Source organism: Pseudomonas tolaasii NCPPB 2192 (genome assembly GCF_002813445.1).
Taxonomy (GTDB): Bacteria; Pseudomonadota; Gammaproteobacteria; order Pseudomonadales; family Pseudomonadaceae; genus Aquipseudomonas; species Aquipseudomonas tolaasii.
This window is the reverse complement of sequence record NZ_PHHD01000001.1, coordinates 6521270-6547679: the sequence shown is the minus strand read 5'-3', so window position 1 is coordinate 6547679 and position 26410 is coordinate 6521270. Positions and strand designations below refer to the sequence as shown.

General features: G+C 58.6%; 31 protein-coding genes and 1 tRNA gene. 4 read left to right on the top strand and 28 right to left on the bottom strand.

Annotated features, from left to right (window positions below; translation table 11 throughout):
* Positions 1-15 precede the first annotated feature (15 nt).
* Both ATI14_RS29940 and ATI14_RS29935 read right to left on the bottom strand, forming a co-directional pair.
* Positions 16-756, bottom strand: coding sequence for a lysophospholipid acyltransferase family protein (locus ATI14_RS29940; protein ID WP_016973629.1), 741 nt, complete (start codon positions 754-756; stop codon positions 16-18).
* A gap of 212 nt (positions 757-968) precedes the next feature.
* Complete coding sequence (locus ATI14_RS29935) at positions 969-1661, bottom strand: crotonase/enoyl-CoA hydratase family protein (protein ID WP_016973628.1); 693 nt, start codon at positions 1659-1661, stop codon at positions 969-971.
* 336 nt (positions 1662-1997) lie between these two features.
* On the opposite strand from ATI14_RS29935, the gene ATI14_RS29930 reads away from it, so the two are divergent.
* Positions 1998-2087, top strand: a tRNA-Ser gene (locus tag ATI14_RS29930).
* 132 nt (positions 2088-2219) lie between these two features.
* On the opposite strand, the gene ATI14_RS29925 is transcribed toward ATI14_RS29930, so the two are convergent.
* The 13 genes from ATI14_RS29925 to ATI14_RS29855 all read right to left on the bottom strand — a co-directional run bounded on the left by ATI14_RS29925 (position 2220) and on the right by ATI14_RS29855 (position 13227).
* Positions 2220-3413 carry an Arm DNA-binding domain-containing protein gene (locus ATI14_RS29925; RefSeq protein WP_080519929.1) on the bottom strand — a complete coding sequence of 398 codons (1194 nt, stop codon included), beginning with the start codon at positions 3411-3413 and terminating at the stop codon, positions 2220-2222.
* A gap of 300 nt (positions 3414-3713) precedes the next feature.
* On the bottom strand, positions 3714-4118 hold the full coding sequence (locus ATI14_RS29920; protein ID WP_080519931.1) for a hypothetical protein: 405 nt from the start codon (positions 4116-4118) through the stop codon (positions 3714-3716).
* A 260-nt stretch (positions 4119-4378) separates the two neighbouring features.
* The gene (locus tag ATI14_RS29910) at positions 4379-4882 is read right to left on the bottom strand and encodes a class I SAM-dependent methyltransferase (protein WP_080519933.1); all 504 of its coding nucleotides are present in this window, start codon (positions 4880-4882) and stop codon (positions 4379-4381) included.
* Positions 4879-6870, bottom strand: a complete 1992-nt coding sequence (locus ATI14_RS29905; RefSeq protein ID WP_080519934.1) for a DNA cytosine methyltransferase — start codon at positions 6868-6870, stop codon at positions 4879-4881. The genes ATI14_RS29910 and ATI14_RS29905 overlap by 4 nt, the downstream gene beginning before the upstream one ends.
* Positions 6863-7330: a DUF2528 family protein gene (locus ATI14_RS29900; RefSeq protein WP_080519935.1), complete on the bottom strand. Its 468-nt coding sequence runs from the start codon at positions 7328-7330 to the stop codon at positions 6863-6865. The genes ATI14_RS29905 and ATI14_RS29900 overlap by 8 nt, the downstream gene beginning before the upstream one ends.
* Positions 7331-7591: 261 nt before the next feature.
* Positions 7592-7939, bottom strand: coding sequence for a DUF7673 family protein (locus ATI14_RS29890; protein ID WP_080519937.1), 348 nt, complete (start codon positions 7937-7939; stop codon positions 7592-7594).
* A gap of 25 nt (positions 7940-7964) precedes the next feature.
* Positions 7965-8783: a hypothetical protein gene (locus ATI14_RS29885; RefSeq protein ID WP_080519938.1), complete on the bottom strand. Its 819-nt coding sequence runs from the start codon at positions 8781-8783 to the stop codon at positions 7965-7967.
* Between the two features lie 25 nt (positions 8784-8808).
* A complete protein-coding gene (locus tag ATI14_RS29880; RefSeq protein ID WP_165448272.1) occupies positions 8809-11526 on the bottom strand; it encodes a toprim domain-containing protein in 2718 nt (905 codons plus the stop codon).
* A 12-nt stretch (positions 11527-11538) separates the two neighbouring features.
* Positions 11539-11772 carry a hypothetical protein gene (locus ATI14_RS29875; RefSeq protein ID WP_080519940.1) on the bottom strand — a complete coding sequence of 78 codons (234 nt, stop codon included), beginning with the start codon at positions 11770-11772 and terminating at the stop codon, positions 11539-11541.
* Positions 11773-11847: 75 nt separating this feature from the next.
* A complete protein-coding gene (locus ATI14_RS29870) occupies positions 11848-12219 on the bottom strand; it encodes a hypothetical protein (protein WP_080519941.1) in 372 nt (123 codons plus the stop codon).
* A complete protein-coding gene (locus ATI14_RS29865; protein WP_080519942.1) occupies positions 12219-12515 on the bottom strand; it encodes an ogr/Delta-like zinc finger family protein in 297 nt (98 codons plus the stop codon). The genes ATI14_RS29870 and ATI14_RS29865 overlap by 1 nt, the downstream gene beginning before the upstream one ends.
* Entirely contained in the window at positions 12512-12985 is a 474-nt protein-coding gene (locus ATI14_RS29860; RefSeq protein WP_080519943.1) for a YmfL family putative regulatory protein, read from the bottom strand. The genes ATI14_RS29865 and ATI14_RS29860 overlap by 4 nt, the downstream gene beginning before the upstream one ends.
* Before the next feature lie 29 nt (positions 12986-13014).
* Entirely contained in the window at positions 13015-13227 is a 213-nt protein-coding gene (locus ATI14_RS29855) for a DNA-binding protein (RefSeq protein WP_080519944.1), read from the bottom strand.
* An 86-nt stretch (positions 13228-13313) separates the two neighbouring features.
* On the opposite strand from ATI14_RS29855, the gene ATI14_RS29850 reads away from it, so the two are divergent.
* The 3 genes from ATI14_RS29850 to ATI14_RS31320 all read left to right on the top strand — a co-directional run bounded on the left by ATI14_RS29850 (position 13314) and on the right by ATI14_RS31320 (position 14283).
* Positions 13314-13634 carry a helix-turn-helix domain-containing protein gene (locus ATI14_RS29850; protein WP_080520764.1) on the top strand — a complete coding sequence of 107 codons (321 nt, stop codon included), beginning with the start codon at positions 13314-13316 and terminating at the stop codon, positions 13632-13634.
* Positions 13635-13644: 10 nt separating this feature from the next.
* Complete coding sequence (locus tag ATI14_RS29845) at positions 13645-13992, top strand: DUF2511 domain-containing protein (RefSeq protein ID WP_080519945.1); 348 nt, start codon at positions 13645-13647, stop codon at positions 13990-13992.
* Between the two features lie 132 nt (positions 13993-14124).
* Positions 14125-14283 carry a hypothetical protein gene (locus ATI14_RS31320; RefSeq protein WP_155773648.1) on the top strand — a complete coding sequence of 53 codons (159 nt, stop codon included), beginning with the start codon at positions 14125-14127 and terminating at the stop codon, positions 14281-14283.
* 30 nt (positions 14284-14313) lie between these two features.
* Here the strand turns inward: ATI14_RS31320 and ATI14_RS29840 are convergent, their stop codons facing one another.
* The 13 genes from ATI14_RS29840 to ATI14_RS29780 form a co-directional block, all read right to left on the bottom strand.
* Positions 14314-15582, bottom strand: a complete 1269-nt coding sequence (locus tag ATI14_RS29840; protein ID WP_080519946.1) for a phage late control D family protein — start codon at positions 15580-15582, stop codon at positions 14314-14316.
* Positions 15579-16019, bottom strand: coding sequence for a phage tail protein (locus ATI14_RS29835; RefSeq protein ID WP_064451419.1), 441 nt, complete (start codon positions 16017-16019; stop codon positions 15579-15581). The genes ATI14_RS29840 and ATI14_RS29835 overlap by 4 nt, the downstream gene beginning before the upstream one ends.
* A 5-nt stretch (positions 16020-16024) precedes the next feature.
* Entirely contained in the window at positions 16025-19609 is a 3585-nt protein-coding gene (locus tag ATI14_RS29830; RefSeq protein ID WP_244199332.1) for a phage tail tape measure protein, read from the bottom strand.
* On the bottom strand, positions 19599-19718 hold the full coding sequence (locus ATI14_RS29825) for a GpE family phage tail protein (protein WP_080520579.1): 120 nt from the start codon (positions 19716-19718) through the stop codon (positions 19599-19601). The genes ATI14_RS29830 and ATI14_RS29825 overlap by 11 nt, the downstream gene beginning before the upstream one ends.
* An 8-nt stretch (positions 19719-19726) precedes the next feature.
* Entirely contained in the window at positions 19727-20062 is a 336-nt protein-coding gene (locus ATI14_RS29820) for a phage tail assembly protein (RefSeq protein ID WP_064451420.1), read from the bottom strand.
* A gap of 49 nt (positions 20063-20111) precedes the next feature.
* Positions 20112-20627, bottom strand: a complete 516-nt coding sequence (locus ATI14_RS29815) for a phage major tail tube protein (protein ID WP_080520580.1) — start codon at positions 20625-20627, stop codon at positions 20112-20114.
* A 57-nt stretch (positions 20628-20684) separates the two neighbouring features.
* Positions 20685-21854, bottom strand: coding sequence for a phage tail sheath protein (locus ATI14_RS29810; protein WP_080520581.1), 1170 nt, complete (start codon positions 21852-21854; stop codon positions 20685-20687).
* Between the two features lie 126 nt (positions 21855-21980).
* Positions 21981-22406, bottom strand: a complete 426-nt coding sequence (locus ATI14_RS29805; protein ID WP_100831542.1) for a tail fiber assembly protein — start codon at positions 22404-22406, stop codon at positions 21981-21983.
* Positions 22407-22427: 21 nt separating this feature from the next.
* Complete coding sequence (locus ATI14_RS29800) at positions 22428-23969, bottom strand: phage tail protein (protein WP_100831541.1); 1542 nt, start codon at positions 23967-23969, stop codon at positions 22428-22430.
* Positions 23962-24582 (bottom strand): phage tail protein I, encoded by a 621-nt coding sequence (locus ATI14_RS29795; protein WP_100831540.1) that lies wholly within the window; start codon positions 24580-24582, stop codon positions 23962-23964. The genes ATI14_RS29800 and ATI14_RS29795 overlap by 8 nt, the downstream gene beginning before the upstream one ends.
* On the bottom strand, positions 24582-25493 hold the full coding sequence (locus ATI14_RS29790) for a baseplate assembly protein (protein ID WP_100831539.1): 912 nt from the start codon (positions 25491-25493) through the stop codon (positions 24582-24584). The genes ATI14_RS29795 and ATI14_RS29790 overlap by 1 nt, the downstream gene beginning before the upstream one ends.
* Entirely contained in the window at positions 25490-25834 is a 345-nt protein-coding gene (locus tag ATI14_RS29785; protein ID WP_100831538.1) for a GPW/gp25 family protein, read from the bottom strand. The genes ATI14_RS29790 and ATI14_RS29785 overlap by 4 nt, the downstream gene beginning before the upstream one ends.
* Positions 25831-26409, bottom strand: coding sequence for a phage baseplate assembly protein V (locus ATI14_RS29780; protein WP_100831537.1), 579 nt, complete (start codon positions 26407-26409; stop codon positions 25831-25833). The genes ATI14_RS29785 and ATI14_RS29780 overlap by 4 nt, the downstream gene beginning before the upstream one ends.
* Position 26410 lies beyond the last annotated feature (1 nt).

The window sequence follows — 26410 nt, the reverse complement described above, 5'->3', positions numbered from 1 at the left end:
AAGCGCCCCCAACCATCACAAGGGCGCAGGCTTCCAGTCGGTTCGCAACTCAAGGTCCATTGCCTCGATGCAAGCCTCCATCTGCACCTGACACGCCTGCATCAACGCCGGGATGTCATCCGAGGTGAGGCCGGTGGTAGGAATCGGTGGCAACGAGCGTATGAGCACATCCCCACTGTTCCAGCGATTAAGCTGCATATGGTTGACGTAATTGCTCACACACACCTGCACGATGGGCACGCCAGCGGCAATCGCCATATGAAACGCGCCTTTCTTGAACGGCAGCAAACCCTTGCCCAGGTTGCGCGTGCCTTCCGGGAATACCCAAATCGACGTGTCTTCGTGCTGCAAGGTGTGGGTGGTGGTCAGCATCGCGCGCCGTGCCTTGTGCGCATTGCCGCGGTCGATCAACACATTGCCCGCCAGCCAGAACAACTGACCGAACAACGGCACCCACTTCAGGCTCTTTTTGGCGATACACACCGTGCGATGCGGCACCACGGTGCCGAACACAAACAGGTCGTGGTTGGATTGGTGGTTGGCAATGATGACGCAGGTGCCAGGCTTGTTTCGCAATGAATCGACGTCAGCCCTCACATTCAGACGCAAAATACGCATCGCCGGCAGCGCATAAAGGCGCGCGCACAGGCGGCTGTTGTCGGGGTTGAAGGGCCGGCAAATGCCCAAAAGCACGCCCAGCACGCCCGCGACCATAAAGTGCAGGCCCATCAACAACATACGTAACAAATAAAGCATCGACACGGCCCATCGGGACAAAAGGTGGCGCAGTGTACGGATGTGCACTGTATTCGGCAATTGCCCCTGTAGACGTAGGAGATAGGCGATGTTTAAGCGCATGTTTCCACAAGTGCCGGCAAAGCCCGGCTAGAGCGGCTAAAGAGATTTCGGATTTATTTGTAAGAAAAAGCCCGACTCAAGGTCGGGCTCTGGCACTGTAAGGGTGGGACTTAGCCCAGGTTGTGGCCCTGATCCTGAATGATTGCATCATCCAGGGCGTCCAGCAGCGCCTTGCGCACTTTCAACTTGGTGTGTTTATGCGCGTTCATGTTGATCTTCTTCAACTGGCGCGCCGCTTCCAGGGCCGCCGCCTGCAGTTCTTCCGGCGCAACCACCTTATCGAGGAAGCCGGCACCCAGCGCGCCCTGTGGATCAAACATCTCCGCATTGATCACCGAGCGATGAAACGCCGACTTGCGCAAGCGATCACGCGCCAGCTCGATGCCCGCGTGGTGCATGGTCATGCCGATCGCCACTTCATTCAAACCGATGCTGAACGGGCCTTCCACGCCAATCCGGTAATCGCCCGACAACAGCAGGAACGCGCCCTTGGCCACCGCGTGCCCAGGGCACGCCACAATCACCGGGAAGGGGTGCGACAACAGGCGACGCGCCAGGGTCGAACCGGAGGTGACGAGGCCAATTGCCTCTTTAGGGCCGGCAGTCATCACCTTCAAATCATAACCACCCGACAAAATCCCCGGCGTGCCCGTGATGATCACCACCGCCCGGTCCTTTTCGGCCTGATCCAGCGCGGCATTAAACTCGGCCACCACCGCCGGAGAAATGGCATTTACCTTGCCGTTGCTCAAGGTCAGTGTCGCGATACCGTCTTCGAGGTGGTAGGAGATCAACTCACTCATGTCGCGGTTCCTTGTAAGACTTGTTATAGATAGGCTGTTTATGGACGTGCATGCGCAGACGTTACCCACCACGCCCGCCCCGGTAAAGCGCCGTGACTGACTGAGCAGTCAGACTTTTCCCGCATCCCCAAGGGTAGACGACCCGAGGCAGGGCGCAGCGACCGTCCCAGACGCATGCTGCGGATGCCCAAGAATGGCAGAATCACCGCCCCTTGCCGGGCGCATCACGGCATAGCCGTCTAAGCGCATGAAAATTCTGAAAAAAACCTTTGCCATCAGAAAGGCTTTCGACTACATTAGCGCGCCTCGACAGACTGAACTGGTTTGACGAGATACGGTGAAGTGTCCGAGTGGCTTAAGGAGCACGCCTGGAAAGTGTGTATACAAGAAATTGTATCGAGAGTTCGAATCTCTCCTTCACCGCCAAATTTGAAACGACTAAACCCCTGAAAACGTTGAAGTTTTCAGGGGTTTTGTGTTTTCAGAGGGTCAAAAAAGGCCCATATGGGAACATCCATGGGAACACAAGCTGCTGGATTGCCCGCGTTCGAACCCGGTTTACACTGGCTTTTCACCACTTGGTGGCTGAATGCCCAGGGCGTGCTGCAGCATGCCGATAACGTCCGGGCCGTCCTCGTTGATCCACGTGCCGTAGTGCTGTCGGATCATGTTCGCGCTGGTGTGGCCCATCTGCTCCGCGATCCAGTCAACCGAAGCCACGCCTGTGGTGAGCAATTGGCTGGCGTAGGTGTGCCGGCACTGGCCAGGACCGCGATAACGAACGCCGGCCGCTTTCAGGTGCGCTTTGAAGAACCTATCCCTCACGACAAAGTCGCTGACGTGTGGCAGGCCGCTCTTGGTGTTCAGGAATACAAAGTGCAGCTTGTGCTTGCGGACGGTTTTATTGTCCCGCTCGACGACATCGACCGTGTCCACAGTCTTGACCTGGTTGATGGCGTCCAGTTTGCGCAATGCATCCCACGCCGGCTCCAGCAGACGCACCTTGCGTGTAGATCGACGGGTTTTCGTCACGCGATAGGCGCCGCGAACTTTGGATCGGCGAAAAGTCACCGTCCCCTGTTTCAGATCGACGTCCTCCCAGGCAAGCGCAATCGTCTCCGACACACGTGGGCCCGCCCAAATCATGAACTGCACCATCAGCAGCTCCTGGGTGCGGCTGGTGTGCGTATTGAAGATCTGCTTGATTTCCGCCCTGGTGAATGGGTCCGGCGCCTCAGGATCGGGTAGGCGCACGAATAACCCCTCGGTTGGGTCGTGCGCGACCTTCTTCCGTGTGCGGTACAACCGGAACACCTGGCGCACATTGCTGATGATGTCGCGGATGGTCTTGTTCTTCAGCCGCTTCGACAGCGGCCCCTGGATCCACTCCTGCAGGTCGAGATGGTCAATCTGATCGATCTGAACGTCACCCCAGCGCGGCCGCACATGGACCTCGGCCTTATTCTTATATCCACGGAAAGAGGTAGCGGCCACGCTGTTGCTCTTGATCGTGAGCCAAAGGTCCAGGTAATGCCCGAAACTGCTCTCGGCCAGCTTGGTCGATTCGGGAAAATGCCGGCGGTAATCGAAAGTGCCGGCCTGTATCTCGTACTCAATCACTGTGACCAGGCGCTTTGCATGCTCCCGGTTTTCCCGAGTGTTGCCGCCGGGCACCAGTTCCCGGCACAGCTCACCATTGAAACGAAAGTAGACCCGTACCGAGTTGCCCCGGGCCTCTACGCCATCTGCCATAAGCGTCCCCACGCGATGTATCGAAAGATTCTGCCAACAGGTAGAAAAAAGGCCCGTCGCCGGGCCTGATGTATTGCGGTTTAAGTGTTGCCGATCACTGCTGGCGAAGTAACCAGAACAGGCTGGCGCTTTTTCTAGGTGCCGGTGTGACCCCGGCTTGAGCCTCCTCAGCGCGACGCTTGGCGTTGGCAGCCTGGCGCGCTTTGCTGCACTTCTGGTGGTTGCCGTGTGCACGGGATCTGCCGCATTGGTCACATACGCCGGTTAGGTCGAGGTTCCAGGGAAAGGATTTACCGTTGTTCAAGGTGCTACCTCGCTTTCGGTCCATTGGACGATGTCGGCTCCAAAATCCACGGCAACGAACTCCAGCGAGCCAAATGACCAAGCGTACTTATCCCCAAAACGCTGCAGTCGTTTCAATACGCTTCCGCAAGAGAGCTTGACGTCAATGCATGCTGGAGCCTCCTGGAAGTCCTCAGGATCTGCATTGCACCAACTGACAGTTAGTTTCTCCACGGCCGTTATTACGTCGGCAATTTCGAATTCACGGCCTTTGGGACCCACCAGGCTCCGAATTTGGTGAACGGCTGTTTGCCAGCGATCCTTGCGTACAACTGCGCCGTCCTCACGAAACTCGTAGTCGGCGGGGTCAGCATTGGCAAACTCTGGCTTTCTGAAGTCTCGCTCAGTGACAATTCTGGTCATGAGTTCTCTCCGTCACATCCGAAATGATTGATGAATAAAGGTCGACGGCGCTTTGTGTTCTGCGGCTTTTGCGCTGTCACCCTGGACCTCACAGACAAACCGATGGCGCTTTTGGTTAGGTGCCGTCAGCGCATCTGTCAGCCCAGGTAATACGTCGGCGCACTGCGCATAGGCGGTAGGGCCGCTCCAGCTATCAGCCCTCACCACCTGGCAATCCGTTCGGGTCGCATCCGCGCACAGGTAAAGCAGTAGGAAAACAGTCATACAGCCTCCGAAACGGTGGGTAGCGATGCTTCGGTCTTCATGAAAACAATCCAGTGCGTGCCGCCTTTCTTGCCGCTTGGGTGCCCGAAGAGGGGCTGCTGATCTGTAAGCGACAGAATCTGGCTGGTGCGGATCTGAGTTTCATTCCACTTGAAAACCAGTACGCCGTCGGTGGCCAACACACGAAAACACTCTGCAAAGCCACGCCGCAGGTCTTCCTGCCATGTTTTCGGGTTAAGCACCCCGTACTTAGCCTTCATCCAACTTTCCGCCCCAGCACGTACAAGGTGCGGTGGGTCAAAAGAAACCAGCTTGAAGGCGCCGTCTGCATAAGGAAGGTCACGAAAATCAAGCGTGACGTCAGGGCAGACGGTCAATGTCCGGCCATCACACAGGGCTTTTTGTTCGGTCCTGATGTCACCGAAGATGACCGCCGGGTGCTTCTTATCGAACCAAAACATCCTGCTCCCGCAGCATGGGTCAAGGATTGTCTTGATCATTGCTGCTGCTCCAGCTGAGCCACGCTCAACGCAATAGCCACCGGCTGCACCCAAATCGACACGTTGCTGAGCATGAACGTCTCCCCAGCCTCGGAAAGGAGGAGCGTCATGCCGAATACGTCGGCCATCGCCTTTGCCGCCGCGCGCGGCACCGCGTTGCCGATCCGCTCCCGGTGGTTGCCATCATTGATGCCGTCCAACAGAAAGAACCGCGCTTGCTCGATCTTGCGCACCCGCTGCATCACCTGAATTTCATGGGCGGTCTGCGGGTCCGTTGACCAGTGGTCCTCTGGATCAAACAGCGATTGCAGCGCAGCCAGTTCAAGGGTGGTGAACGGGCGGTGCCAAGTACCGTCCAGGCTGGTGATCATGCAGGTCAGGCGGTCGTTAGGCGCTGGCATGCGCTGATCAGCAACCGACCACCGTCCGTTGTCGTGGCAGGCACTGGCGGAAACGGCGCCGGCCGGGGTGTTGTAGTCGACTACACCGTAATGCCCGCCAGTCAAGTAGGCATCGCCCTTAGTGCGCGACATGCCAGGTCGCGGGTCAGCGATCGATAAAGCCCCGCTGGCGACCTGTTGTGATCCGGTCACAGTCTTGGCGCTCTCGCACCAGGGCGTGATCCGCAGCTTTTGCGTGCTGGCGTTCGGGTGCCAGTTTTTGTAGGCAGGATCTGCCACAGCAAAAGCGCCTTGTCCGGTGGTGCTGCCGGCGATTACGGTGCCGGCCGGCTTGCTGTAGTCGGTGACCAGGTACTTGCCGAAGCCTTTGGACGGTTGCCGAGGGTCTGCCACAGCCTGCCCGCCGGAGCTGGGCCCGTGCCCTGCGGTGACAGTGCCGGCGGCTTGGTCGTTGCGAACCACTCGGAACACATTGTTGTGACGCTCACCGCCCATGCGCGGATCCGCAACGCTGAACGTACCCTGTCCTGGGCTACGTTGGCCGGTGACTACGCCGCAGTGACGGTCATAGGGCAGCACGCCGTATTGGGTGTATTCGAATTTACTGGTGGGCCGAGGATCGGCTACCGAGAATTTGCCGTTGGTTGGGCTAGACCGGCCGGCGACCGTGCCAGCAGTGTCCTGCCAGTCATGCACCCCCATATAACCAGCACGATATTCCGGCACGATGACGAAGTCGCGCAGATACCCATCCTCGATCGCAAACCGGCTCAGACTGCGCCAATCCTTCCCTGCCTCCACCAGGGCCAGGCGTACCCATGTTTTCCACTGCAACGCCGGCACCCGGTGCATCGGCCCCGCCTGATCGATGTCGCCGGCCAGCGGCATGCGGCTCAGCACGTCACCGACGGCGCGCAGGCTGCGTTTTTCAGGTTCATACAGGAACGCTGGAACCTGCTCGACGTGCCTGGCCACCAGCAAGAAACGCTTGCGGCTCTGTGCCAATCCACCGATTTCGCCACAGTCGTGGGTAGTTTCCGCCACCGCGTAGCCGTAGTGGCGGAGCAGCTTGGTGATCTGGTCCAGCAGGTAGCGGCCACGGGTAGCCAGGCGCGGCACGTTTTCGAACACGATCAACTTCACCGGGTTGTGCTTCCAGGCTTCGCACATCAACCACACACAGCGCAACGTCAGCTCATTGAGCGCTCGGTACTTGGGCGTCTGGCTCATCGTCTCGGACAGGAGCCCTGAGGCCCCTTTGCAGGGGCTGCTGATAAACACTGCATCCGGGTCTTCATTTCCGGCGGCGCGGCGCAGATCCTCCGCCGTGGCTTCCTTCCAGTCGGCGGGTGGCTGCTGGCCGTGGAACGCGGTGAACTGCTCGCGGGTGAACAGGTCCATCAGCGTGCCAGGCACACCGGTCATCATCTGGAAGTCACGTAAACCGGCCGGGTCGACATCGACGCCACCCAGGCAGCGCCATTCAGCTTGCACGGGGCCCAGGACTGGTTTGGAGTCGCTAAAGCCAGCGGCACCGCTACCCAGGCCGCAGCAGAGGTGGAAGTGGGTGAGGGTGCGCTTAAGCAATGGACACCTCCACCAGCTCGACGTCGTCGTAGCTAGGCGTATCGACATCAGCTGCGATGACGCGAATGCCACAAAAGCCGTAGGGCCCAGGTTCATTGCCACCCCAACCTTCTTCGTTGTGAAGGTCTTGGGTCCAAAAGTGCCCAGGATTATCACCCGTCATACAGTGTTTGGTGGTGATGCTGAAGCTGGCTCCACCTTCGCTCAGCATCCGGTAGATCATCGTCTGACCAAACAGGCGGATAACGGTACGGACGATATCGCCGTTTTCAGCGGAGAGCCGATCACCGGCATTCGACCAAAAACCATTGATCAGTGATGCGGTTTCCTTGGTCAGTACGTCGTGGTTCACCTCAAGAGTTACCTCGTATTCCTTCCACGTTTCCTTGACCAGGTATCGCTTGATGTTCGGTGGGGTGCTAGCCTCTACGGCGCTGCTGCTTTGGGTCTGTGCTTGCATGGTGCTGCTCCTTTGTAGTGGTAGGTGTCGGGGAGTTGGCGCTCCTCGACACCATCTTTCAGGCCGGTTTGGCCTGGTCTTGCTCAATGATCGTTATGACTTCGTCCCGGTCTTTCGCATAAGCGAAGGGCAGTTCGCCGCCTGGGCGAGTTACGGGGTAGCGCGACTCTGGCAACCTGCACAGCGCGACGGTGTAGCCGTTGTCGGTTACCCAGCAGTTCTGCTGGACTTGCCCGTCCCTATTGCGTTTCGGCGCCCATTTCATGCCCAGGTACCTATCAGTTCTTCCCAGATCGCATCGCCGTCGGGCAGGTACGTGTGCACCTCTTGCTCTGGCGAGTAGTCCAGTTGCAGCACCGCCAGACAGTCGTCGAACAGTGCGGTGTCGAGGCCGCGCAGGCTGGTCAGGACAAAGGGGTAGTCGCGGCCGTTGTAGAGCGCGAGCAGGAAGCGACCGATCACCGCGCTCTGGCCTGTATCGCGCTGGGCGACAGGGACCAGCCGGGCCAGCGCTTCAATACCGGCCTTGCGGATGGCAGGGCGCTTGGCTTCGAACTCCTGCAGTTGCTGGAACCAGTTGGGCTGCTGTTTTTGGGCAGACGTAGTCATGCGGGTTCTCCTTTCGAAGGCCGGGTCAGTAGGGGATGGTGTCGAAGAAGGCGATGTCGTGAACCAACTTCCTGGTCTCAAGCTGAAGGTGCTGCGGAACAGCGAGAAGATTGCAGAGCAGGTCAACTAGACAGATCATCTGTGCACAGTTGAGGGCTGTGCGCCTGTTCAGGTCTGTCCCGTATTTACGAGTGAGCTGGCCTTGATATGCGGGTAAAAACGCCTTGAGACTGCTGCAAATCCATTCTCCAGACTGCGCAATCTCGATACCGAACGCACTTGCCTCAGTAGCGTTGAGGTTGCCAATGGCATCCGGCCGGATTCTTGGCGTGTGGGCGTCGTGAGCTGAGAGATCGACCGTAACCATTCTGCTGGTGACCGCATCACTGCATTCCAGCCGTTGGTTGGCGGTTATCACCAAAGCCCCGCGGAATGTCACTTCCTCACTCAGGCCATCCCCCGAGCGAACGCTCACGCTGCCGGAGCTAAAAAGCGGCTTCAATTCGTCCCAATCAATGGATTGGCCTAACTCGCCTTGTTCCTCGCAAATGACAATCCGTTGCCCTGCGCTGGCAAACGTGCGCGCTCGCCCTGCTGGAGTGGAATGCCCCAGGAAGTCGGAATATGGCGTTTGCCCATTCAGCTTTTGGAGGTAGCCCAGCAGCAGACTCTTGCCACTGCCGGCGGCGCCGACTATCTGCAGGAATGGGAAGCTGGTCTGGTCCTCACGAATTCGGCCCGCATGCACGGCCCCCATCCACCAGGCCATAGCCAGTATCCCCCGCGCGCCGAAGTAGGCGACAAAGTCGTTGAATCGAATGGCCGATTTGAGTTCGGTTTGCATGGTGCTGCTCCTGTTGTTGCAGTGGTTACACGCCCTGGAATACCCAGCAGCGTATGGTTTTCGGTTTGTCGAACGCATCGACTTGGCGCGCCGAGTTGACGGGCTTGTTCGACTCCAGAAATTTGGGTGACTTGCTGGTCTTGAGCAGGCGTTTCAGGTCGCTCAGCGGTGGCACCTGCTGCCGTTTATTGGCAGCCATTTCCACAAACTCGTTGAGGTTCACGGCGATCAGCCCATCGCGGCGCGCATGGTTCAGCGCGGCTTTCTCATCCATGCCATTGAGGAATTCGTACAGGTCCCAAAACTCGCGCACGGTAGGGTGGTCGGCATTGATTGCCTGCTGCCGCTCCAGGGCCATGCGGTTGATTTCGGCGTGGGCGAGGGCCTTGCGGCGATCGCCGAGCGGCACGACGCCGGCCAATGCGTCCACCAGGCTGCGCAGCTGGGCGTGGTTCTTAGCGATACGCACGGTGCGCACACCAGGCAGGGCCAGCAGTTCCTGTTCGTAGCCGGAGGTGTTTTCCTCCAACAGCCGCATGGTTTCGGCTTCGCGTTGCAGCGCCTTGACCAGGAAGCCGCTGATACTGTCCATTGGCATGCGCTCCAACTGCTCCGCGTACTGCTTGGTCTCCGGCGTGTGGTGCTCACGTGTCAGGTGAACGTGGCAGATACGCTGCAGGATTGGCTCTGATGCGTTCACCGGGTTGTTTTGCGCAATCAGCAAGGCGGCGCGGAACGGCGGTTCGTGGGTGTCGTTGCCGTTGTTCTTCACGCCGGTGGAGCGAACACTGCGGCCGTTGTAGGCGGTTTTCAGTTCGTCCCAGTCGAAGTGTTTAACCGGCTGGCCTTCTTTCTGTTCACGCTCAGATTCGATCAGCACTACCGGCAAGTTGCTGACCTGCGAGAAGTTGCGCGCGCGGCTGGCGGCGGTGGCTTTGGATGGGTCAAAGCCTTCGTAATCAGTACGCCCGACTGACTTCCACAGCAGCTCCACAAGAGTGGTCTTGCCCGAGCCGGCTTCGCCCACCAGCTCCAGGAACATAAGTGACTTGTGGATCTGGCGGATCTGCTCGGCGTGCAACGCGCCCAGCCACCAGGCCAGTACCACCAACCCCTGTACGCCAAAGCAGCGCCAGTAAATGTCGAACCAACCTTCGTTGTAGGCGTTGAGGTCGGTGTTGATATGCAGCACCGGCGACTGGCTCTGTGACTTGATGCTCAGTTTGCCGAGGTCAAAAAAGTCCTCCTTGTTACGCACCTGCACCTTGCCGCCGTGAAAGGCCAGGTCGTTGAAGACATAGGCGCCGTGGTCGCGGCTGTAGCCGATCCATTCGATGGTGTTGACGGTTTTCAGGCAGTCCAGTTGAGGGGCCAGGATTCGTTTCAGTTGCTGGGCGCTGCCTTCGAACATCGCGCCGTTGGAGACGTTGAGCAGGCGATTCGCGAACTCTGGCGCCGACGTGAGCTGTTTGGCCGTGAACGTGCTCTTGATGGCTGGCCCTTGTGGGCGCTCGATACGGAAGTAGTACCAAGCCTCATCGGTCAGGTCGTTGCGCATGTAATACAGCGCCTGGAAATTGCAGTTGGCGATGCTGGTCACCGAGCCAGATTGGCGCAGTGCCTTGTAGCGTCGCTGTTCTTCCGTGAGTAACTGGTCTTCGTGGCGTTCCGAGCTTTCCAGATCGGTCATCGCACGGTCATACTTTTCAAGGTCCAGCCGAAACCAGTACAAGCGTTTGCGGAACGTGAAGTGAAATTCTTTGCGCTCGTTGCGCACGTAGATCAGGAACGCCTTTTCTTCAGCCGAATCAGCCAGCAGCAAATCGCCCTGGTGGCGGGCTTCGCCAAGGTCTTGCTCAATGCGCTCTGCGCGTTTGTCGTCGCCCTCGATCGACTTCCACCGCAGGTGCAGGTCGTTCCAATCGACCTTTTTGCCGTTGGGCTGCGGTATAACGGCTGCTTTACAGGCGAAGCCCAGCTCGCTCGCTTCCTTTGCCCAGCGGCGCATGTTGGCCTTGGCGATTGGCTCGTTATCCAGTGCCCACACCAGGCGCGGCAGACGTTTGCCAGCGTCCTGACGTAACTTGACCAAGGCCTTGAGTGAGTCGATGGGGCAGGGGGCGCTGGACATCATCGACACGGCCGGCACTTCATTGTGCAGCAGAGCGATGGAGTCGAAGATTCCCTCTACTATGAATAGTTCGTCGACTTCCAGCAGGTCCACACTCGGCGGGCACCACCAGACGCCCTTGTAACCCGTCAAGCCTTCGCCGGTGGGGCGGAAGCGGGCTTTCATCTTGCCGAATCGGTCGGGCCGATCTATCAGGCGCTCCCAGTAGCCACCTTTCTCCAGGGCGAAACGCACAGTGGCGCTACCGATGTTTAGGCGTCCATCCCAGTAGTTATCCTGAGTGAACAAGCCTGCGATCAGCTCAAACTTGAAACCCCGCGCAAACTCAAGGTAGGCGCGCGCTGTGGCCTGCGGGTTGTCCGCTGTCGACGGCGCTGTCTTGCTCCAGTCGTTGAACAGATCGTCGTAGACGTCTTTTACGTAGACGCGGTGGTCGCACTTTTCCGGCCTTCCGCAGATCAGCGTCCAAGGCGAGTCGTAGAAGGTGTACAGGGTTTTCTGGCGGCAGGCTGGGCACACACCCTTGCGCATGTAATTGGTGTTGGCCATGTGCTTGAGCTGGTAGTCCCGCTCAATGCGTTGGATGACGTCGGCTCGTAGCCTTTGTTCCATTTCCATCGTGGCTTACTTCGCTTCGTCGAGACTGTGTTTAAGGGCGCCAATCAGGCTTTTTCGTGCGGCCATCGCGGGGAAGGCCACGAGCAATGAGCCGTGCCGCAAACCCTCGGGGATCATGCGAAAGCGGTCGTCATACCAATGCTCGTTGAGCAGCACCGCGTACTGCGCACGGAGCTCAATGAGCAGTGCCTCAGCGTGGTCGCGGGGCAGTTTTGCGGTGATGGCGATGTCGATTTCCATGGTCCACCTCGGATCGCGGGCAAAGCTCACCCAAACCCATTGGGATGGGGCAGGGCAGGGGTTTAATAGGGAGCGTTACTGAGGGTGTGGCTTGTGTACGGCGTTGCGCTGGTTGAGCATTTTTTGCGGCAGGAAGCGAGCCGGTACGGGGAAGCGTTGATCCGCTAGAACATCCACCAGGTGTACACGGGTGGTGTCAGTTCCAGTGGCCCAATCGATGCCTATCCAGCGGCGCTTTTTGATCATTTGCAGTTCAGTCCAGGCGTTGTGGACCAGCTTGGGCGCCATGAATACCGGCACCTCCAATGCAAGGGTGAGGTGGTGAATGCAGCGATCGAATAACAGATCGGAATCCACCAAATGTTCTGCCTCATGGCGTTGCAGGTAAGCGAAAGCAGCGTGTTGCATGCTGCTGCGGTAGTCATGAGTCTGTTGGTCAAGGTTCATCACGCGCGCTCCATTTCCAGTTGGTCCAGCAGATCGGGTTGATCGTTGTTTACCGTGAGGTTTCGACGTGCAAGCAAACGCACCTTTGTTGGGGCCATGGGCAGGACCGTAAGTGGGCGGTCAATGCCCGATGGGCTGAGCTGGTATTCCCAAACCAACGAGCCGGAGAAGGTGGCGCCGCAAAGCAGGTTGGTACATTCCGAGTACATCGAGCGGAAACAAGGCGTCTGCCCTTCGGAGGTTCGGATACGCATAGAACTGTTGCAGCAAGGGCACACCAGCTTGTAAGTGCTCACTGAACGGTCCCCTTTGTGTGCAACAGGATCGTGGCAAGTACTTCCGAATGACGGGCCGACATGTACCGGTTATGAGCAGCAAGGATTGCCTCGGCTTCATCCGGTTCAATGACTCCATCGTCCAGTGCCTTGGCTATGATCTGGTCGACCACACCGCGCTTGGCAGCAGCGTTAACCGAGCGGTTGTAGAGGTCGACATTGTCCAAAGTCTCTGGCTTGGCTAGGGGCACAAACATACCGCCGTACAGTGCCGCGATGTATTCCGGGAGGTGTGTGGTGCCCGCGTCCTGCTCCAAGCAGTGAATCTGCTCGTCGGTCAGAGGCCGGCTTCCGGCGTTTTCGTAGATGTGGTTATCAAACTTTTTGAGTTCGTAGCCGAGGCGGGCGGCTGCACATTCGCGACCACCTTTGTAGTCGCTGATTACCGCGCTCATTACCTGGCGCTTGCTTGCTAGAACTGGGCGTTTCATCTTCTGGTTTCCCCTTGGAGCCAGAGGCCCTAATTTGCAATCTCGCCGTCTTTGATACCGAGCAGCACAGCCGCGCGGTGAGCTTCGCCACGTAGGCATTTTTTCTGCCCGTTCAAAACTGCGTAGACCGTCGATGGGTTGAATTCATTTTCTTCGGCCCAGTCTTTGGCCGTGATTCCAAGACGTGCCAGACGATCACGGGCCGCTTGGCATGCTTGCTCGATGGGGGATGCGTTCGGCATAGTCTCGATTCGTGTGGTTTCGTGTGATGACAGGGGAAGAATATTCAACGAATGTTGAATAGTCAACTCATTAAGGGGTTGTTTTGTTGAATATCGGTGAAAGGCTGAGGCAGGAGCGCGTCCGCTTGGGATTCAATCAAGCTGACTTCGCCGCATTTGCAGGCGTCGCCAAGACATCTCAGTTCAACTATGAAAAGGGTGAGCGAAGCCCTGATGCGGCCTATCTAGCGGCTGTCGCCACCAAAGGTGTAGACGTGCTGTACGTCGTAACTGGCGATCGATTGGCTGTCGGCGAAGGGACGCTGGCGGCCGATGAGTTGGAGATGGTCAAGGTCATCCGTTCGTTGGACGAAGAGGATAAAGGCGCGGTAAAACGGCTGGTGCAGGCGTTCAATCAAAAAAAATAGGGAGTACAGGATGATTCAAGGATTGAAATATTTAGGAATGTTGGGTGGCATGCTCGTAGCGCTTAACTGTGTTGGTGATGTGAAAGCTCAGCGTGTTTCCAACGTTGATTTCGGGGACGCGTGGCCGTTCATCGTCGATAGCGTCGACCTGATGTGCGAAGGCCCATCACCCAAAGCACTGGCTCGCACTTCTGACGGTACCGTGTATGCGCTTAATGGGAGTGCTCGAAGCATTGCCAAGAGCCGTGGGTGGGCAGATGGGCGGGTCATTACAAAGCCAAGCCCAACGATGCCTGCTGTAAAGATGGACTACAGCAACCTCGTCCAAATCGCGCAGGATTTGTGTTCTTCTTCCTGAGCGCTTGTCTGAAAATCTTATAGATCTCCGATGACACGCCAACTCTGCATTGAAACTCGCTTCTACCTCCGGGTGCTTTTGTTGGCGCCTAGGTTGGCGCCGGGCAGCCGGTTGTGTTGAAAGGAGTGACACATGTCGGTGCGTAAAGAGGTCCAGTCAAACCAGTCAGACAATGTTGAAATCATGGAGCTGAGTCAGCTTGAAAGAAAGGTGGTTCAATTGTTCAAACGACTGGACCAGCAACAGCAGAAGGATATTTTGCGTTTCATTGACGTGCTGTTGAAAGAGTAAAATGAAACCCGGCATCGCCGGGTTTTTCCCTTAAACTCTCGAACTCTGCATTTTCGCCCATTCACGATCCACCGCCCTCTTAGCCGTCTTTTCACTCGCATACAGCCAACGCAACCGCCTCGGCTTCGACTGATCTCCCGCTGTAATCCTCTTTTCCTTCCCGGTTTTATGGTCGCGGTAGTACGCGATGATCCCTGTGTAATCGCCCTTATTTTCTTCAGCCAAGTCTTCTACATCGTCTTCTGGCAATTTGCTTTCCAAATCCAAGCTCACGGTGTAGCCGCCGTCTGCGGTCAAACTGTGCTCCACGTTTCCGCCATACCAGATGATCTCGTCGATTTCCGTCTTCACGCCCTGGAGCGTGTACGTCAGCTCTGGGATCAGGTCCGGCCGGCCCATAGCCAGGGTGTAGCTGAGCGTGGCGCTACCGCGTTGCACGCGCCGAAACTCCGCACGGGCGGCGCGCAATGCTGATTGCTGGTCGCTGTAGGTATGGCGCAGGTCTTTGAGATTCTCGCCGCCGCCGGCAATGGCTTCCTGTTTCTTGGCGCTGTTCACGTCGTAGTAATACGCGCGCACGCCGTCGTAGCTGTCGCGGTCGGCTTGCAGGTAGCGGTGCTGATCGCCGTCGGCGCGGGTGAGAGTGATGTGCGGCAGGTCCATGCCGCTGGCGGTCTTGCCGCCGCCCGCCGGCAGGCATAGCAGGCATCCTGCTTTGACGCTGGCCACCGCGTCGAACTCTTCGCCCAGGCGGCTGATCAGGTTTGCGTCTGATTCATTGGCCTGGTCGAGCTGCAGAATGGGCAACCCATCAAGTGCTCCGGCGATGGTGGCCGTCAGACCGTTGCCAATGGCGATATCGCCCAGCACGTCGCCGAGCGTGGTGTTGCTCCAGCTACGTTCGCGTTTGGTTTTCAGGCCCTTGCGCAGGTCGGCCGAGCGAGCGCGGATGTTGAGCACGTCCGGGGCACCGCTGTGTTCGGTTTCGTCTACGGTATAGGTGCCTTTGTCCACCAGGCCCGTGTCGCTCCACCCCAACCACAAACGAAGTACTGCACCCTTTGGTGGTATCGACAACAGGCCGTCGTGGTCGCTCAGCGTGATAGTGAGCTGGTCGGCCTCCACGCCACGATTGTCGGTCAGCCCCAAGGTCATTAAGCGCGGGCTTACCAGGTGAGCGATGTCGTTGCCGTCGACCATAAGGCGGAACGCTGGCACGGGATAAGCTGCGTCCCTGACGAACCGTTCGGCCGTGTCCTTGAGGAACCCGGTGACCTTGGAGATCGCGGCATCAATCACAGCAACCCCCGCAGAATGTTCAGGCCGGTGCTGGTAGCAGCTCCGAGCAGATCGATACGGTCATCATCTGTACGTTTCAGGGTCAGGGTGAACTCAATACGTCGTGGTGTGCCGTCGCGGAAAAACAAGGTCTTCGTCTCGCTCAGGCTTTCGATCACCCACAAACCATAAATCCGCCCGGTGCCCTCGACCATCGGCCAGGCCTTGCCAGTGTTCGCCATCAAACGCAAAGCATCCAGGCTGAGAATGCTGCCGGCCAGCTCCGGCAAAAGTAGACCGGGGAGGGTGATGGTGTCGTCGCCACGGCCAACAAATTGCAGCGCAGGAGCCGCGCCGACGCGACTGTTGCTAGCATGGCGCCAGTTGGTCTGGCGCTGCAGTTCCTGGTAGGCGAGGGTCGATAGGCTGAACACGAACATGCCGAGGCTTAGCATCATGACAATTAATCCCGATCCGATAGCTTGCTGCGCTGACGGGCGCGTTTCTCGTTTTCAATCTTGCTGAGTATGGCGCGCAGGCTTTTTTCCATGGCCTGCACGTCCATGCCTGGTGCTGCAGCGAAAGTGATTTGGTAGGTGTCATGGCTGTCGTAAAGCGTCGATGTCCCCGAGCTGCTGATCGGGGGGCGGTCATCAACTGCCAACGCCGGCATGGCTGTCGCGGTTAGGGCCAGTGTGCCGGCTGCGGTCAGCTGCTTGCTCATGCTCGACAAGGTGCTAAGCGGCCCTTTCTGTCCACCACCCAGCCCCTTTGTCAGTGTTTCCATGGTAAAGCCGTCCAACGCTGGCATGGCTGGGATGGCTGGCGCGGTGAGGGTAAGCGTGCCGGCGGCGGTCAGTTTCTGGCTCATACTCGACAAGGCATTGAGCGGCCCTTTCTGTCCGCTCTCCAGCCCCTTTGTCAGACCTTCCATAGTGAAACCGCCCAACTCAGCGAACACTCGCGATGGGCTGTGGATACCGAGCTTTTCCTTAAACCATCCGATGCTGGAGTCGCCGATTGAACCGATAGCTCCCTTCACGGCGCCGAGGCCGGCGGTCAAGCCGTTGACCAGGCCGTTGACGATCATGCTGCCGAACTCGGTAAATTTGCCTGGCAGTTCTACGCCAAAGTAATTCATGACGCCGGCAAATGCCTGGTAGAACAGACCCAATGGGCTGAAGTTGGTGATCAATTGCAGAATGCCCACGAGGCCTTGGTCAAAGCTAGCCTTGATGGTGGTCCAGATATTGACTACGCCGGTGGCGATCGAGCCGATGCCCTGTAGCAGAGTCATGATCATGCCGCCGATGGCTGAACCAAAGCGCTGGCCCATCGACTGCGCCGCGCCGCCGACGTCTTCGACCGGAGTCAAAAGATTACTGAACCAACCGATCACAGTGCTGATACCGGACGAGATTATGTTGAACAGCGGGCGGACGATGTTGCCGAGCAGTTGCAATGCAAAACCTACAACTGGAATGGAGTAGGCGGCCTTGGCCAGGCTGGCGAGCAATCCACCGAACTTACTGAACCCACCTAGTACTGGCTGCAGGGCTTCTGTGAGCCCTTGCCAAAAACCAAGAAAGAATCCCTTGATCGGTTTCCAATATTTGTAGATGAGGACGGCAGCCGCCACCAAACCGGCGACCGCTGCAACCAACCAACCTATCGGTGTAGCGAGGATTGCAGCGCCGACCGCACTGATCGCACCGCTGAGCATTGGCAGCACGCTTACTGCGGCCAGTCGAGCAGAACTGACCAGGGAGGGGATGACGCTCATCATGCCTCCGGCTGCTCGGCTTGCGGTCAACGTTTTCCAGATTCGTCCCATCCGTCCGACTTCGACACCTGCCCCAGCTGCTGCTACGCGGGTACCGATCAACTGGGCTTTGATTGTCCCCAGGCGAATGCCGAACATCGCCATGCCATAGCGCAGCACAGCGAAGGGGCCGAGCATACTCGCCATGGTCAGGGCCAATGTGCCGAATACAACCGCTGCGGCTGCTACGGCTGCCACGACTTTGACAAGTCCACCGGCGAGCTTTGGGTTTTCGCGCGCCCAGGTGCCAATTTTGTTGGCGATTTCACCCAGGGTGTTGATCAGGTCTTTCAATTCGGGCGCAACAGCAGCACCGAATTCGGCCATGGCGTTGGTAAAACTGCCTTCGGCTGCTTCCATCACGTTGGTCAGAGTACCGAGCTGCTCGTTGACGCGGGTACGCAGATCAGCTTGGGATTGCATCTTCTGCTGTACTTCCTGGTATCCAGCCAGCCCCTTATTCATCATTGTATTCAGGGTGGTCATGGTTTCAGCGTCGTCGCCAAACAGCTTACTGATGACGGCCGTACGGTCTGAATCGTTCAGAACCTTCAGCTTTTCCACCTGCGCGTAAAGGTTCTCTAGGCCAGCAAAGTTGCCTTTGTCATCCGTGAATTTGAGCGAGACGCCCTTGTTCGCGCCAGCTGCGATGCTGTTGGCTTTCTCGACTTTGTCTTGATTCAAACCAGCCTGGAAAATTTTACGGAAGGCGTTACCGGCGGAACTGCCCTCCATACCGGCCTGGTCCATCATGATCAGCAGCGGTGCCAGTTCTTTGGCCGCATCGATCCCTGACTTTTTGATGACGTCCATCACCGGCGCGATTTTGCTGAAACCCTGGAGCATGTTGCCTGGGTCCACGCCTGCGTAGAAACCGCGCTGGATGGTGTCCATCAGGCCCATCATGTCCTTCTCGGTGGTGCGGGTAGCGTCTTGCATTTTCGCGGCGAACTCAGCCGCGTCGGTGGCTTCCATCTTGAGCTGAACGCCCAGGTAGGCAGCCGCTTCACCTGTACCGCCGAGAATACTTTGAGCGCTGAGACCCTGGCGTCGGAGCATGGTCATCATGTTCTGGAAGTCCGCCGTGGTACCGGGCAGGCGATCGCCAAGTTTGGTGGCCAGGTCCGTGATCTTTTGGAAGTCTTCAGAGACCTTCCCAGTGTCGCTCATCATCGACACCTTCAACTGCGTGGCAGAGTCCTCATTCGGGGCAAAAGCCTTGATAGCTGAGGCCACGGGCCGGCTTGCGGCGTATCCCACACCGAGACCGGCGGCACCTGATACAGCCATGCGGCCGGCCATGCTCTGGGTTTTATCGTAGGTGGCACGGGCCTTCGCCAGGCTGTCCTGCTTGCGTTTCAGCGCGTCCAGCCGGTCCATCTGCGCGTTGATCGCCAGGGTGGCGATGTCCATGTCCCGCTTAAGCTTCAACTCGGAAGCGCCCAGGGCATTGGTGTTGATGCCAGCGTCTTTCAACTGCGTGCCCAGGGCAGATAGCTTCCCTTGCTGCTGACCGTACTGCTCGCCCAAGCGCTTCGACTCGGCGGTGTGTTGCTTGAGCAGAGTGAGCTGGGCTTTGAACGGAGTTTCCAACCGGAGAATTTCGTCACGCAGACTGGAATGGCCGGCGCGACTGGTGCGCAGCTGCGCGGTGCTAAGCGTGTAGCGGTCTGCCAAGGTCTTTTCCTTGGCTGCAAGCTGATCCAGCTGAGTTTTACGCTCGCGCTGAGCAGCAGTCAGTCGGGTGTACTCGGCTTGCTGTTCGCGGGTGAGGGCATTGCCCTTTTGCATCACGGCATTCAGGGCGGCGATCTGGCTGCCTGATTGACGGTGTTCGTCGCCAAGCAAACCCAAAGCGTTACGCGTTCCCGTGAGTTCGCGCTTGAGGTCGGATTGACTGGTTTTGAGAGCGTCAACCTTCTGCCGGGACTGTTCGAAAAGTGCTTGAGTCGGTGCGAGCTGTTGACGGACTTTGGCAGTGGTGCGGGCGAGTTCGCCTACCTTGGAGTTGTTCGCAGCCAGTGCCTCGGAGGTGGCTTTGGTAGCGGCTTGTAGCTCGCGCCAGGCGATGACGTCGCGCTGCTGGGTGTTGAGTTCCTTCAGGCGGTCACGTGCAGCCTTGAGCGCTCGGGCGGTTTCCTGGCTGCCGCCCGTGATTTTCTTCAGTGGTCCCGTGGCTTGGTCGATGGCGCTGAGCAGCACCTGTAGCCTCAGATCATTCGCCATCAGTGGAACTCCGCACCCTAGCGCGCTCGCGCCAGTCCATCAGGTCTTGCAGGCCCAACTGATCCATATCAGCCGGTGCCCAGTGAAAAACCACGGCCAGATCGGCCATGGCGTCTTCTACGCGACGAGGGATGCATCCGTCTTCGCCGACTTCTGCAACAAAAAACCAGAGATTTTGCTACTCAAGGCCAGAAGGTCGGCCGGGTCCATGCCTGCAACTTCTACAGCGGTGAGGCTCGGTGCGCTGATGCGTGGCAGAACCTTGATCAAACTGCCGACGTCCATCTGCAGCAGCTCTACCAGGCTCACGCCGCGCAATTCGCCGGAGTTCGGCTTGCGCAGGGTGATGGTGTCGATAGTGGTAGTGCCTCGACGAATTGGAGTGTCGAGGGTGACGGTGTTGTCGTCGGCCAGCTGCTGCACGTCGGGCTGTTCGATGGTTTCGTCTTTCATTGGATTTGCTCCTGGTGATTAAAGGGTGAGGCTTGATCGAGCGGGCGGGTCAGATGCCCATGGCGGTGCGGTGCTTCTCCAGCATGTCCACGCCGTTGACTTTCTCGACGAAGTTGAGCAGGTCGATTTCGATGATTTCTTCGCCATCCACGGTCAGCTTGTAGTAGCTGCAGGTGGTTTTCATGGAGTGTTCGGTGTCTTCGCCGGCCTTGGCTTCGCCCATCTCGATGGTCTCGTGACGACCTCGCACGACCACTTCCACGTTGCTCGTTTCGCCCGTGTCGTCCTGTTGGTATGGGCCAGAGAATCGCAGGGCCACGCTGGAGGCGTTGACGGCGCCGAACTGGCGCAGAGAGATCAGATCGAGGCCACCGGTCTTCCATTCGAACTGGATGCCGTCATCAGAAAAGCCCAGGTCAGATTTGACCGGGCCATTCATCCCGCCGCCGCGATAGGCTTCCATCTTGCGGCCGAGGGCGGGCAGGGTGACGGACTTCGCCACGCCGAGGTAGCTGTTGCCGTCATTGAACAGGTTGAGGTTTTTGAGCTTGCGAGGCATTGCCATGGCGGTGTTCTCCGGGAGACGTGTTGAGGGTGAACTCCCCTTTCGGGGAGGCCCGGTTTAGCTATTGATGCCTTTGGCGAAGTCGATCAGGTAACGGTCGGTGATTCGCTGGCGGAAGGTGAGGTCTTCAAGCGGCGGCACTGGGGTGTAGTCATAATCCACCCAGAGCTTGCCGGCCTTGAGGGTGTCCTTGGTGTTGATGTCGTCCGGATACCAGCAGTTGCCCCCGATCAAGTAACCCTGGGATTTCAGCTCGCGCATCTTGGCGTTCACGCCTTCGACCAGGTCCCGTACCAGCGAGGCGTGCATAGGGCGGTCGATGGCCCACATATGCGCTTCGGCCATGGTGTCCGCGAGGATCTGCGCAGTGCGCGTGTAGTTTTCGAAAGCGAACTGCGGATCGTCGCTGCAAGTACGGCTACCCCAGAAGCGGAAGCCGTTGGCATTGATCAACGTGGTGACGTCGTTACTGTTCAGGTAGTTGGCGTCGGTAGCCGGGTTTTGCAGATCCCAGAACACATCGGCGCTGATACCTGTGACGCCGCTTACGGCTACGTTGGACAGGGTCTTGTGCCAACCTGTCTCCTGATCGATCTTGGCGCGCAGGCCCAGCGCACGGGCCACTGCCGAGGCGGTGGCGGTCTTGTTGGCGACGCTGTCCCAGTTCTGGAAGTCCGGCCAGATCACCATCATTTCGCGGGCGCCGAAGTTCTCGCGGTAAGCGACCACCTCTTCCTTGGTTTTGCAGCCCCAGGCGCTGACGTAAGCAAAGGCGCGAAGGTCTTTGGCGATGGCGCCGAGGGCGGTGGCCACCGGCAAACTGTCCAGACCTGGCACGCCGAGAATGCGAGGCGTCATGCCCACGCGTGACTTGGCGGCGAGCAGGGCTTTCATGCCGGTGTATTGGCCGGTCGGGGTGGTGCCGCCGATCAGGGCGCTGGTGGTAGCCGCTTCGTCGGCGCCTTCCTTGACCCGCACCACGATGACGTAGGGCTTGGTCTGGTCGGCGATGCCTTGCAGGCTCGCGGCCAGGGTGCCCTTGACGCCGGCTTTGCCGACGGCAGTTTGCACGTTGGTGAGCAGGACGGGCGTGTCCAGAGGGAAAACCAGTGGGTCCGCATCTTCAGCCGTGCAAACCATGCCGATAACTGCGGTGGGAATAGTGCGAATGGGGCGGGTGCCGTCGTTGAGTTCGATGACCCGCACGCCGTGGAGATAATCGGCCATGGGTTATGCCTGCGCTGTGATGGAATGACAGTGCACAGGCTGCCGCGCGCGCGCCGATTGGGCGAGCGGCGGGGTTTGTAAGAGGTGCGGCTACAGGATCAAGTGGCGAGTGATCACAATATCGAATCATCGCTCAGTGATGGCCAGCCACCCAGGCGCCGTTGGCCGATGCTCGTTCAAAGGGAATTCGCCTGCTTTCGGCCAATCACGTAACTGTCGGCGATAGGCTTGCAGCTCAGCGTACTGGTCGGGCGTAAGGGAAGTTGGCGAACCGTCCTCGAGTTCGTCGCGGTGCCGCGTTACGACGCTATCCGTTGCGGCGAGCTGCAAGTCACGCCATGCCCGTTCAACCGCTGCGAGTTCTTCTTGGGAGGGCGGTGTGGGATCCGACAGGAATGGATAACCATCCTCAGCCCAAGTAATTACCTTGCCTTCACCTTGCCCCTTCAATAGAGCGGCATGTATTTCAGCGTCAATTTCCACAGCATCCGACGGCATCAATTCGTTAATTACTGGATCGTAAAAGTAACCAGTTTTTTTGGACGCGAACATAAATCCATCTCCTAAAGAGATCTAAATGCCTTTCGCAAAATAGGTGCTTGCTTGCGTGGCGACAGTGAGTGATGAATTCCAGAATCTGACCTGACCCGCAGATTCGTTATAAGAGTTAATCCCAGGACTACCCGCCTGCGAAGCTCCCGCACCGGCCACAATCGCTAAGGGGCCATTGGGGAATTTGATCGGGTAATTGATCAGGACCGAACCGCCAGCTGGGATCGGAGGAACGATGCCCCACTGCTCGATATGACCGGAAGGCAATTTCTGATAGCCGTTCGCCGTAAGACGCGCGGAGAAACCTGGCGAATACTTAAGCGAGGCGTCCCCACCATCAAAACTCCACCCGCTACCCCCTAACAGTCGGCGGAATACGCCCAGAGAGCCGACCGGGATGAAAAATGGCCCTGGCTCAGTGATCGTATTTGTCAGGGTGTCCCCCGTTGCAGCGACCACCCAGACACCGCCAGACAAAGAGCTCCCGATAGTGATCAATGACGCAGCTGCAACACTCGACGCTGGGGGTAAAGCAACCGTCGAAAGCTGTGCAAAGTTACTCAGCCTTCCCACATCTGCCGCAGTTAAAGCTGTGTCGCCCGTGTAGTTCGTTTGCCCTGCATAACTGCCAAGAGCGCGCTGCACATACTCAGTAGTAGCTAGGCGCTTGCTGATATCAAACTGTGCAGGGGTTGGTGCGGTTGGAGACCCCAGGAGCGCGGGAGAATTGATCGGCGCAAAACCTTGAGTCACGTTCTGAAAGGTCAATGGCGTGGTGCCTAGAACGATCACACCATCCGTGATCAACTGCCAGCGCGTATCGGCCAAAGTGGCGCCTTGCTCGACCGACACCAGAAGCGCCGACGTTACTTCTGCATTGCTATCAGCATCGTCCGAACGCTTCCATACGGCCGCAGCTGCGATGTACAGGCCGTTGTCCTTGGCGACAGTCTGGTTTTTTACCAGCACGCGATCCCCAGCAACCAACACAACACCGTCGATGGTCTGTACACCCGCCAGGGCGATGTTTGCCGTGGTGGCCACACGTACCGACTGCTTGTTGTCGAGCTTGTAAAGCTCTTCCATGATCCGCTGTTCGACGTACTCGCGGGTTGCCAGTACCACCGCCGGGTCAATCTTGAGCGTGATGTTGCCGGTACTGGCAACGATGAAATTCATCCGCACGACTTGAGTACGCCCTGACCCTTGCGATAGGGCCGGCTTATAGCTGGGCGCGCAGTTCGCGACGGCCACCAGGTCACCGTCCGCGTCGTACAGACCGATCTCACGGATCCAGCGTCCGCCTTCATCGGCCGGAATGATCTGTTCAGCAATAATCACGGCGGCGTTGACGGGATCGACTCGCAGCTGATTCAGCGGGCGGCGTCGCCACTCGTTGATGAGCCGGGTTTGCAGTTCGTTCGGAATGGGGTCCGTACCATTGGCATCGCCCACGCCCATCTCGGTGAGTTTCCATGGCACGCCGAGCGCGTCGGCGTTCGCCTGCTTGGCTCTCCCCACAGCGGTGAGGATCGCGAAAAACTGAGAGTTCGCATCAATCATAATAAACGTCCAGTGTGTCTATGGAGTGTTCCCGCCCGACTATGCCTATGGTCCCAGTGACCTCGATATCACGCATGACCGGTGGGTAAACGTCGATTTCGTCGCCTTCATACAAGGCAACACAAATGTTCAAAACCCCTTGTGTTTCGAGGCTGATTGCCAGGCCTGTCAGATGTCGGGTCACCGGCCTGGCGTCATCAATCAGCCAGGTGAGTTCTTGATACATCTCTTCGGTTATCCCGGTGTCGAGTACTCCGACCTTGATGGCGAAAGTACCCGGCACGCCCAGCGGGGTGGTCTGCCACCACTCCAGCACCTCAATCAGGTAGCCCAGCGGCTCGACGACACGGCGCAGTGCGCCGATGGTGCCCTTGCGCGAGTGGATGTAGTGGGATGAGCGGATGGCGGCGCGCTTGGCAGCCTCCGTCCATTTGCTATCCCAGCGGTCGACCGAAAAGGCCCAGGCCAGGTACGGCAGAAGATCGACGGGGCAGGTGTCCGCGTTGCAGAGCTGACGCAGGGGGATCGGTACGTGCTGGATCTGTGCGAGCGCCTGCGCTGCTTGGCGCTCCAGCGGCGTGGAGTTCCCCGGTAGCAGCTGTTGGGCGGTCATTATTCAGCACCACGGGTAACGGTAACTTTGGTGCAGAAGGGTGCCTGGGCTTTGGTCGCGACGATATCTACCCAGCCATCAAGCTCGACCTTGCGCACACCCTCAACGTGCGCGGCAGCGTGCAGAGCCGACTCTGACACTTCCATACCGAGTCGACGGCGTTGATTGACGTAGGCCAGTAAGCGCGCTTCAGAGGCGGCAAGAATCGGTTCCGATTCCGGCCCGCTCGATAGCAAATACAGCTTGGCCTTGACCTGATAATTGAGGATTTGTGCGCCCTGAACAATCAGGCGGTCGGCCACCGGCCGGCGGTCCTCGTCACTGAGGTAGGTGTTGACGACGGCGAGCAGTTCAGGCGCAGCCGTGCCATCACCCAGCAGTGATTGCACGGTAACGACGGCAACGGCAGGTGACGGGCTTTCGGCTGTGGCATCAGCGACCCGGCCATCTGCCGCCCGGGCGTGAAAGATGTAGCTGTTGCGTGGGCCGGCAGTGCTCAAACCTTCCCATGCCATCTGCGCACGCTCGCGCAAACTGTCGTCTCCTTCCATGAGCTTTGGCACGGGGGGTATGGCGTTGGCTCGGCCCTCCTGGATCACCAAGCGCTTGACGTTGAAGTTTGCTGCCAACTGTTCCAGGTCTGTCCCTCGCGCCGTGGCGAGCAGGTTGGCCAGGGATGCTTCGTTGACGCGTTGCCGCCATACGGTTTCGCGGTAGGCATTCTCTTGCAGCAGCTTGGTCAGTGGCTCGGACTCCATTTCCAGACGTGCGGCAATTTCCGCCTGCTCTTCGATCGGCCACAGGCTGATTGCATATGCCTTACGCTCGGCCAAGATCTTTTCGAAGTCGACTTGCTCGACGATCTGCGGCGGCGGGAGTTGGCTAAGGTCGATGGCGGCGAAGCTGTTCATACACTGCCTCCCAGCTGCAACGGCACGCTGAGGCTCAGCGGTTCATTCGTGTCCACCACTGTTCCCTCCAGATCGATCGAGGCCTGGCCTTGCATGTTCGCTCCCACAAATTGCACGCGACTCAAGCTGATGCGAGTTTCCCAGCGCATCACAGCCATGACGGTGGCCGCGTATACGCGCAGGCGGGTGACGTCGTTAAAAGGGTGGTCTACCAGTTCGGGCAACAGGCTACCGTATTCGCGGCGCATCACACGGGTGCCGATTCGGGTGGTGAGAATGTCGGTGATCGCCTGACTGATGTGGTCGCGCTCGCCGATGGCGCCGCCGGTTTGTCGGTTCATGATGGGATGGGCTCCCCGGACTGGTCGCCGCCGGCCTTGACGCCGGTGTGGGGGTGTTTGACCAAGCTGACCCCGGCTGCAACCACGTCAATCGACACGTCAACCCGGCCGGTGACAGTCTGATTGCCGGTTTGGATGTAGTCGCCCTGGTGTGTGATGTCGCCGACCAGGTTGAGGCCGCCACGGCTGATCAGATTGGTGGTGCCGCCGTCGGCCAGTGTGGCGTTTAGGTGGTGGGCCACGCTGTCGTACTCGATCACTGTGCCATCAGCGTAGGTTCGACGGTGCAGGCCCGCGCGGTTGGCATTGGCTGGGATGTGGTCGCTATAAACGCCCGTCACGACAATGCCGTTGGCGAGCTGGCCGGATGGGCTGAACAGGATCACCTGCTCCCCGATGGTGGGCGGATCCCACTCGCGGTCGGAGCCTGCGCGCAACGCAAGCCAGGGAAGCCAGGCGGTGGTCAGCGTTCCAGTTTTTACCTGCACGCGCGGGGGCTCCATCTGCACGGCGGCGATGACGCCGAAGCGGATGAGGTTTTCGAGCATGCGGGAGAGGGCGGCGAGATCGTTCATG

What these genes read in the sequence shown, in the direction of transcription:
- ATI14_RS29885 (WP_080519938.1), bottom strand. Translation starts at nt 8,783, where the DNA reads ATGCAAACCGAACTCAAATCGGCCATTCGATTCAACGACTTTGTCGCC.
- ATI14_RS29830 (WP_244199332.1), bottom strand. Translation starts at nt 19,609, where the DNA reads ATGGCGAATGATCTGAGGCTACAGGTGCTGCTCAGCGCCATCGACCAA.
- ATI14_RS29800 (WP_100831541.1), bottom strand. Translation starts at nt 23,969, where the DNA reads ATGATTGATGCGAACTCTCAGTTTTTCGCGATCCTCACCGCTGTGGGG.
- ATI14_RS29790 (WP_100831539.1), bottom strand. Translation starts at nt 25,493, where the DNA reads ATGAACAGCTTCGCCGCCATCGACCTTAGCCAACTCCCGCCGCCGCAG.
- ATI14_RS29780 (WP_100831537.1), bottom strand. Translation starts at nt 26,409, where the DNA reads ATGAACGATCTCGCCGCCCTCTCCCGCATGCTCGAAAACCTCATCCGC.
- ATI14_RS29880 (WP_165448272.1), bottom strand. Translation starts at nt 11,526, where the DNA reads ATGGAACAAAGGCTACGAGCCGACGTCATCCAACGCATTGAGCGGGAC.
- ATI14_RS29820 (WP_064451420.1), bottom strand. Translation starts at nt 20,062, where the DNA reads ATGAAAGACGAAACCATCGAACAGCCCGACGTGCAGCAGCTGGCCGAC.
- ATI14_RS29940 (WP_016973629.1), bottom strand. Translation starts at nt 756, where the DNA reads ATGCTTTATTTGTTACGTATGTTGTTGATGGGCCTGCACTTTATGGTC.
- ATI14_RS29785 (WP_100831538.1), bottom strand. Translation starts at nt 25,834, where the DNA reads ATGAACCGACAAACCGGCGGCGCCATCGGCGAGCGCGACCACATCAGT.
- ATI14_RS29860 (WP_080519943.1), bottom strand. Translation starts at nt 12,985, where the DNA reads ATGAAACGCCCAGTTCTAGCAAGCAAGCGCCAGGTAATGAGCGCGGTA.
- ATI14_RS31320 (WP_155773648.1), top strand. Translation starts at nt 14,125, where the DNA reads ATGTCGGTGCGTAAAGAGGTCCAGTCAAACCAGTCAGACAATGTTGAA.
- ATI14_RS29925 (WP_080519929.1), bottom strand. Translation starts at nt 3,413, where the DNA reads ATGGCAGATGGCGTAGAGGCCCGGGGCAACTCGGTACGGGTCTACTTT.
- ATI14_RS29810 (WP_080520581.1), bottom strand. Translation starts at nt 21,854, where the DNA reads ATGGCCGATTATCTCCACGGCGTGCGGGTCATCGAACTCAACGACGGC.
- ATI14_RS29900 (WP_080519935.1), bottom strand. Translation starts at nt 7,330, where the DNA reads ATGCAAGCACAGACCCAAAGCAGCAGCGCCGTAGAGGCTAGCACCCCA.
- ATI14_RS29875 (WP_080519940.1), bottom strand. Translation starts at nt 11,772, where the DNA reads ATGGAAATCGACATCGCCATCACCGCAAAACTGCCCCGCGACCACGCT.
- ATI14_RS29920 (WP_080519931.1), bottom strand. Translation starts at nt 4,118, where the DNA reads ATGACCAGAATTGTCACTGAGCGAGACTTCAGAAAGCCAGAGTTTGCC.
- ATI14_RS29845 (WP_080519945.1), top strand. Translation starts at nt 13,645, where the DNA reads ATGATTCAAGGATTGAAATATTTAGGAATGTTGGGTGGCATGCTCGTA.
- ATI14_RS29835 (WP_064451419.1), bottom strand. Translation starts at nt 16,019, where the DNA reads ATGATGCTAAGCCTCGGCATGTTCGTGTTCAGCCTATCGACCCTCGCC.
- ATI14_RS29805 (WP_100831542.1), bottom strand. Translation starts at nt 22,406, where the DNA reads ATGTTCGCGTCCAAAAAAACTGGTTACTTTTACGATCCAGTAATTAAC.
- ATI14_RS29825 (WP_080520579.1), bottom strand. Translation starts at nt 19,718, where the DNA reads ATGGCCGATCTGGCCGTGGTTTTTCACTGGGCACCGGCTGATATGGAT.
- ATI14_RS29795 (WP_100831540.1), bottom strand. Translation starts at nt 24,582, where the DNA reads ATGACCGCCCAACAGCTGCTACCGGGGAACTCCACGCCGCTGGAGCGC.
- ATI14_RS29890 (WP_080519937.1), bottom strand. Translation starts at nt 7,939, where the DNA reads ATGACTACGTCTGCCCAAAAACAGCAGCCCAACTGGTTCCAGCAACTG.
- ATI14_RS29815 (WP_080520580.1), bottom strand. Translation starts at nt 20,627, where the DNA reads ATGGCAATGCCTCGCAAGCTCAAAAACCTCAACCTGTTCAATGACGGC.
- ATI14_RS29855 (WP_080519944.1), bottom strand. Translation starts at nt 13,227, where the DNA reads ATGCCGAACGCATCCCCCATCGAGCAAGCATGCCAAGCGGCCCGTGAT.
- ATI14_RS29870 (WP_080519941.1), bottom strand. Translation starts at nt 12,219, where the DNA reads ATGAACCTTGACCAACAGACTCATGACTACCGCAGCAGCATGCAACAC.
- ATI14_RS29910 (WP_080519933.1), bottom strand. Translation starts at nt 4,882, where the DNA reads ATGATCAAGACAATCCTTGACCCATGCTGCGGGAGCAGGATGTTTTGG.
- ATI14_RS29935 (WP_016973628.1), bottom strand. Translation starts at nt 1,661, where the DNA reads ATGAGTGAGTTGATCTCCTACCACCTCGAAGACGGTATCGCGACACTG.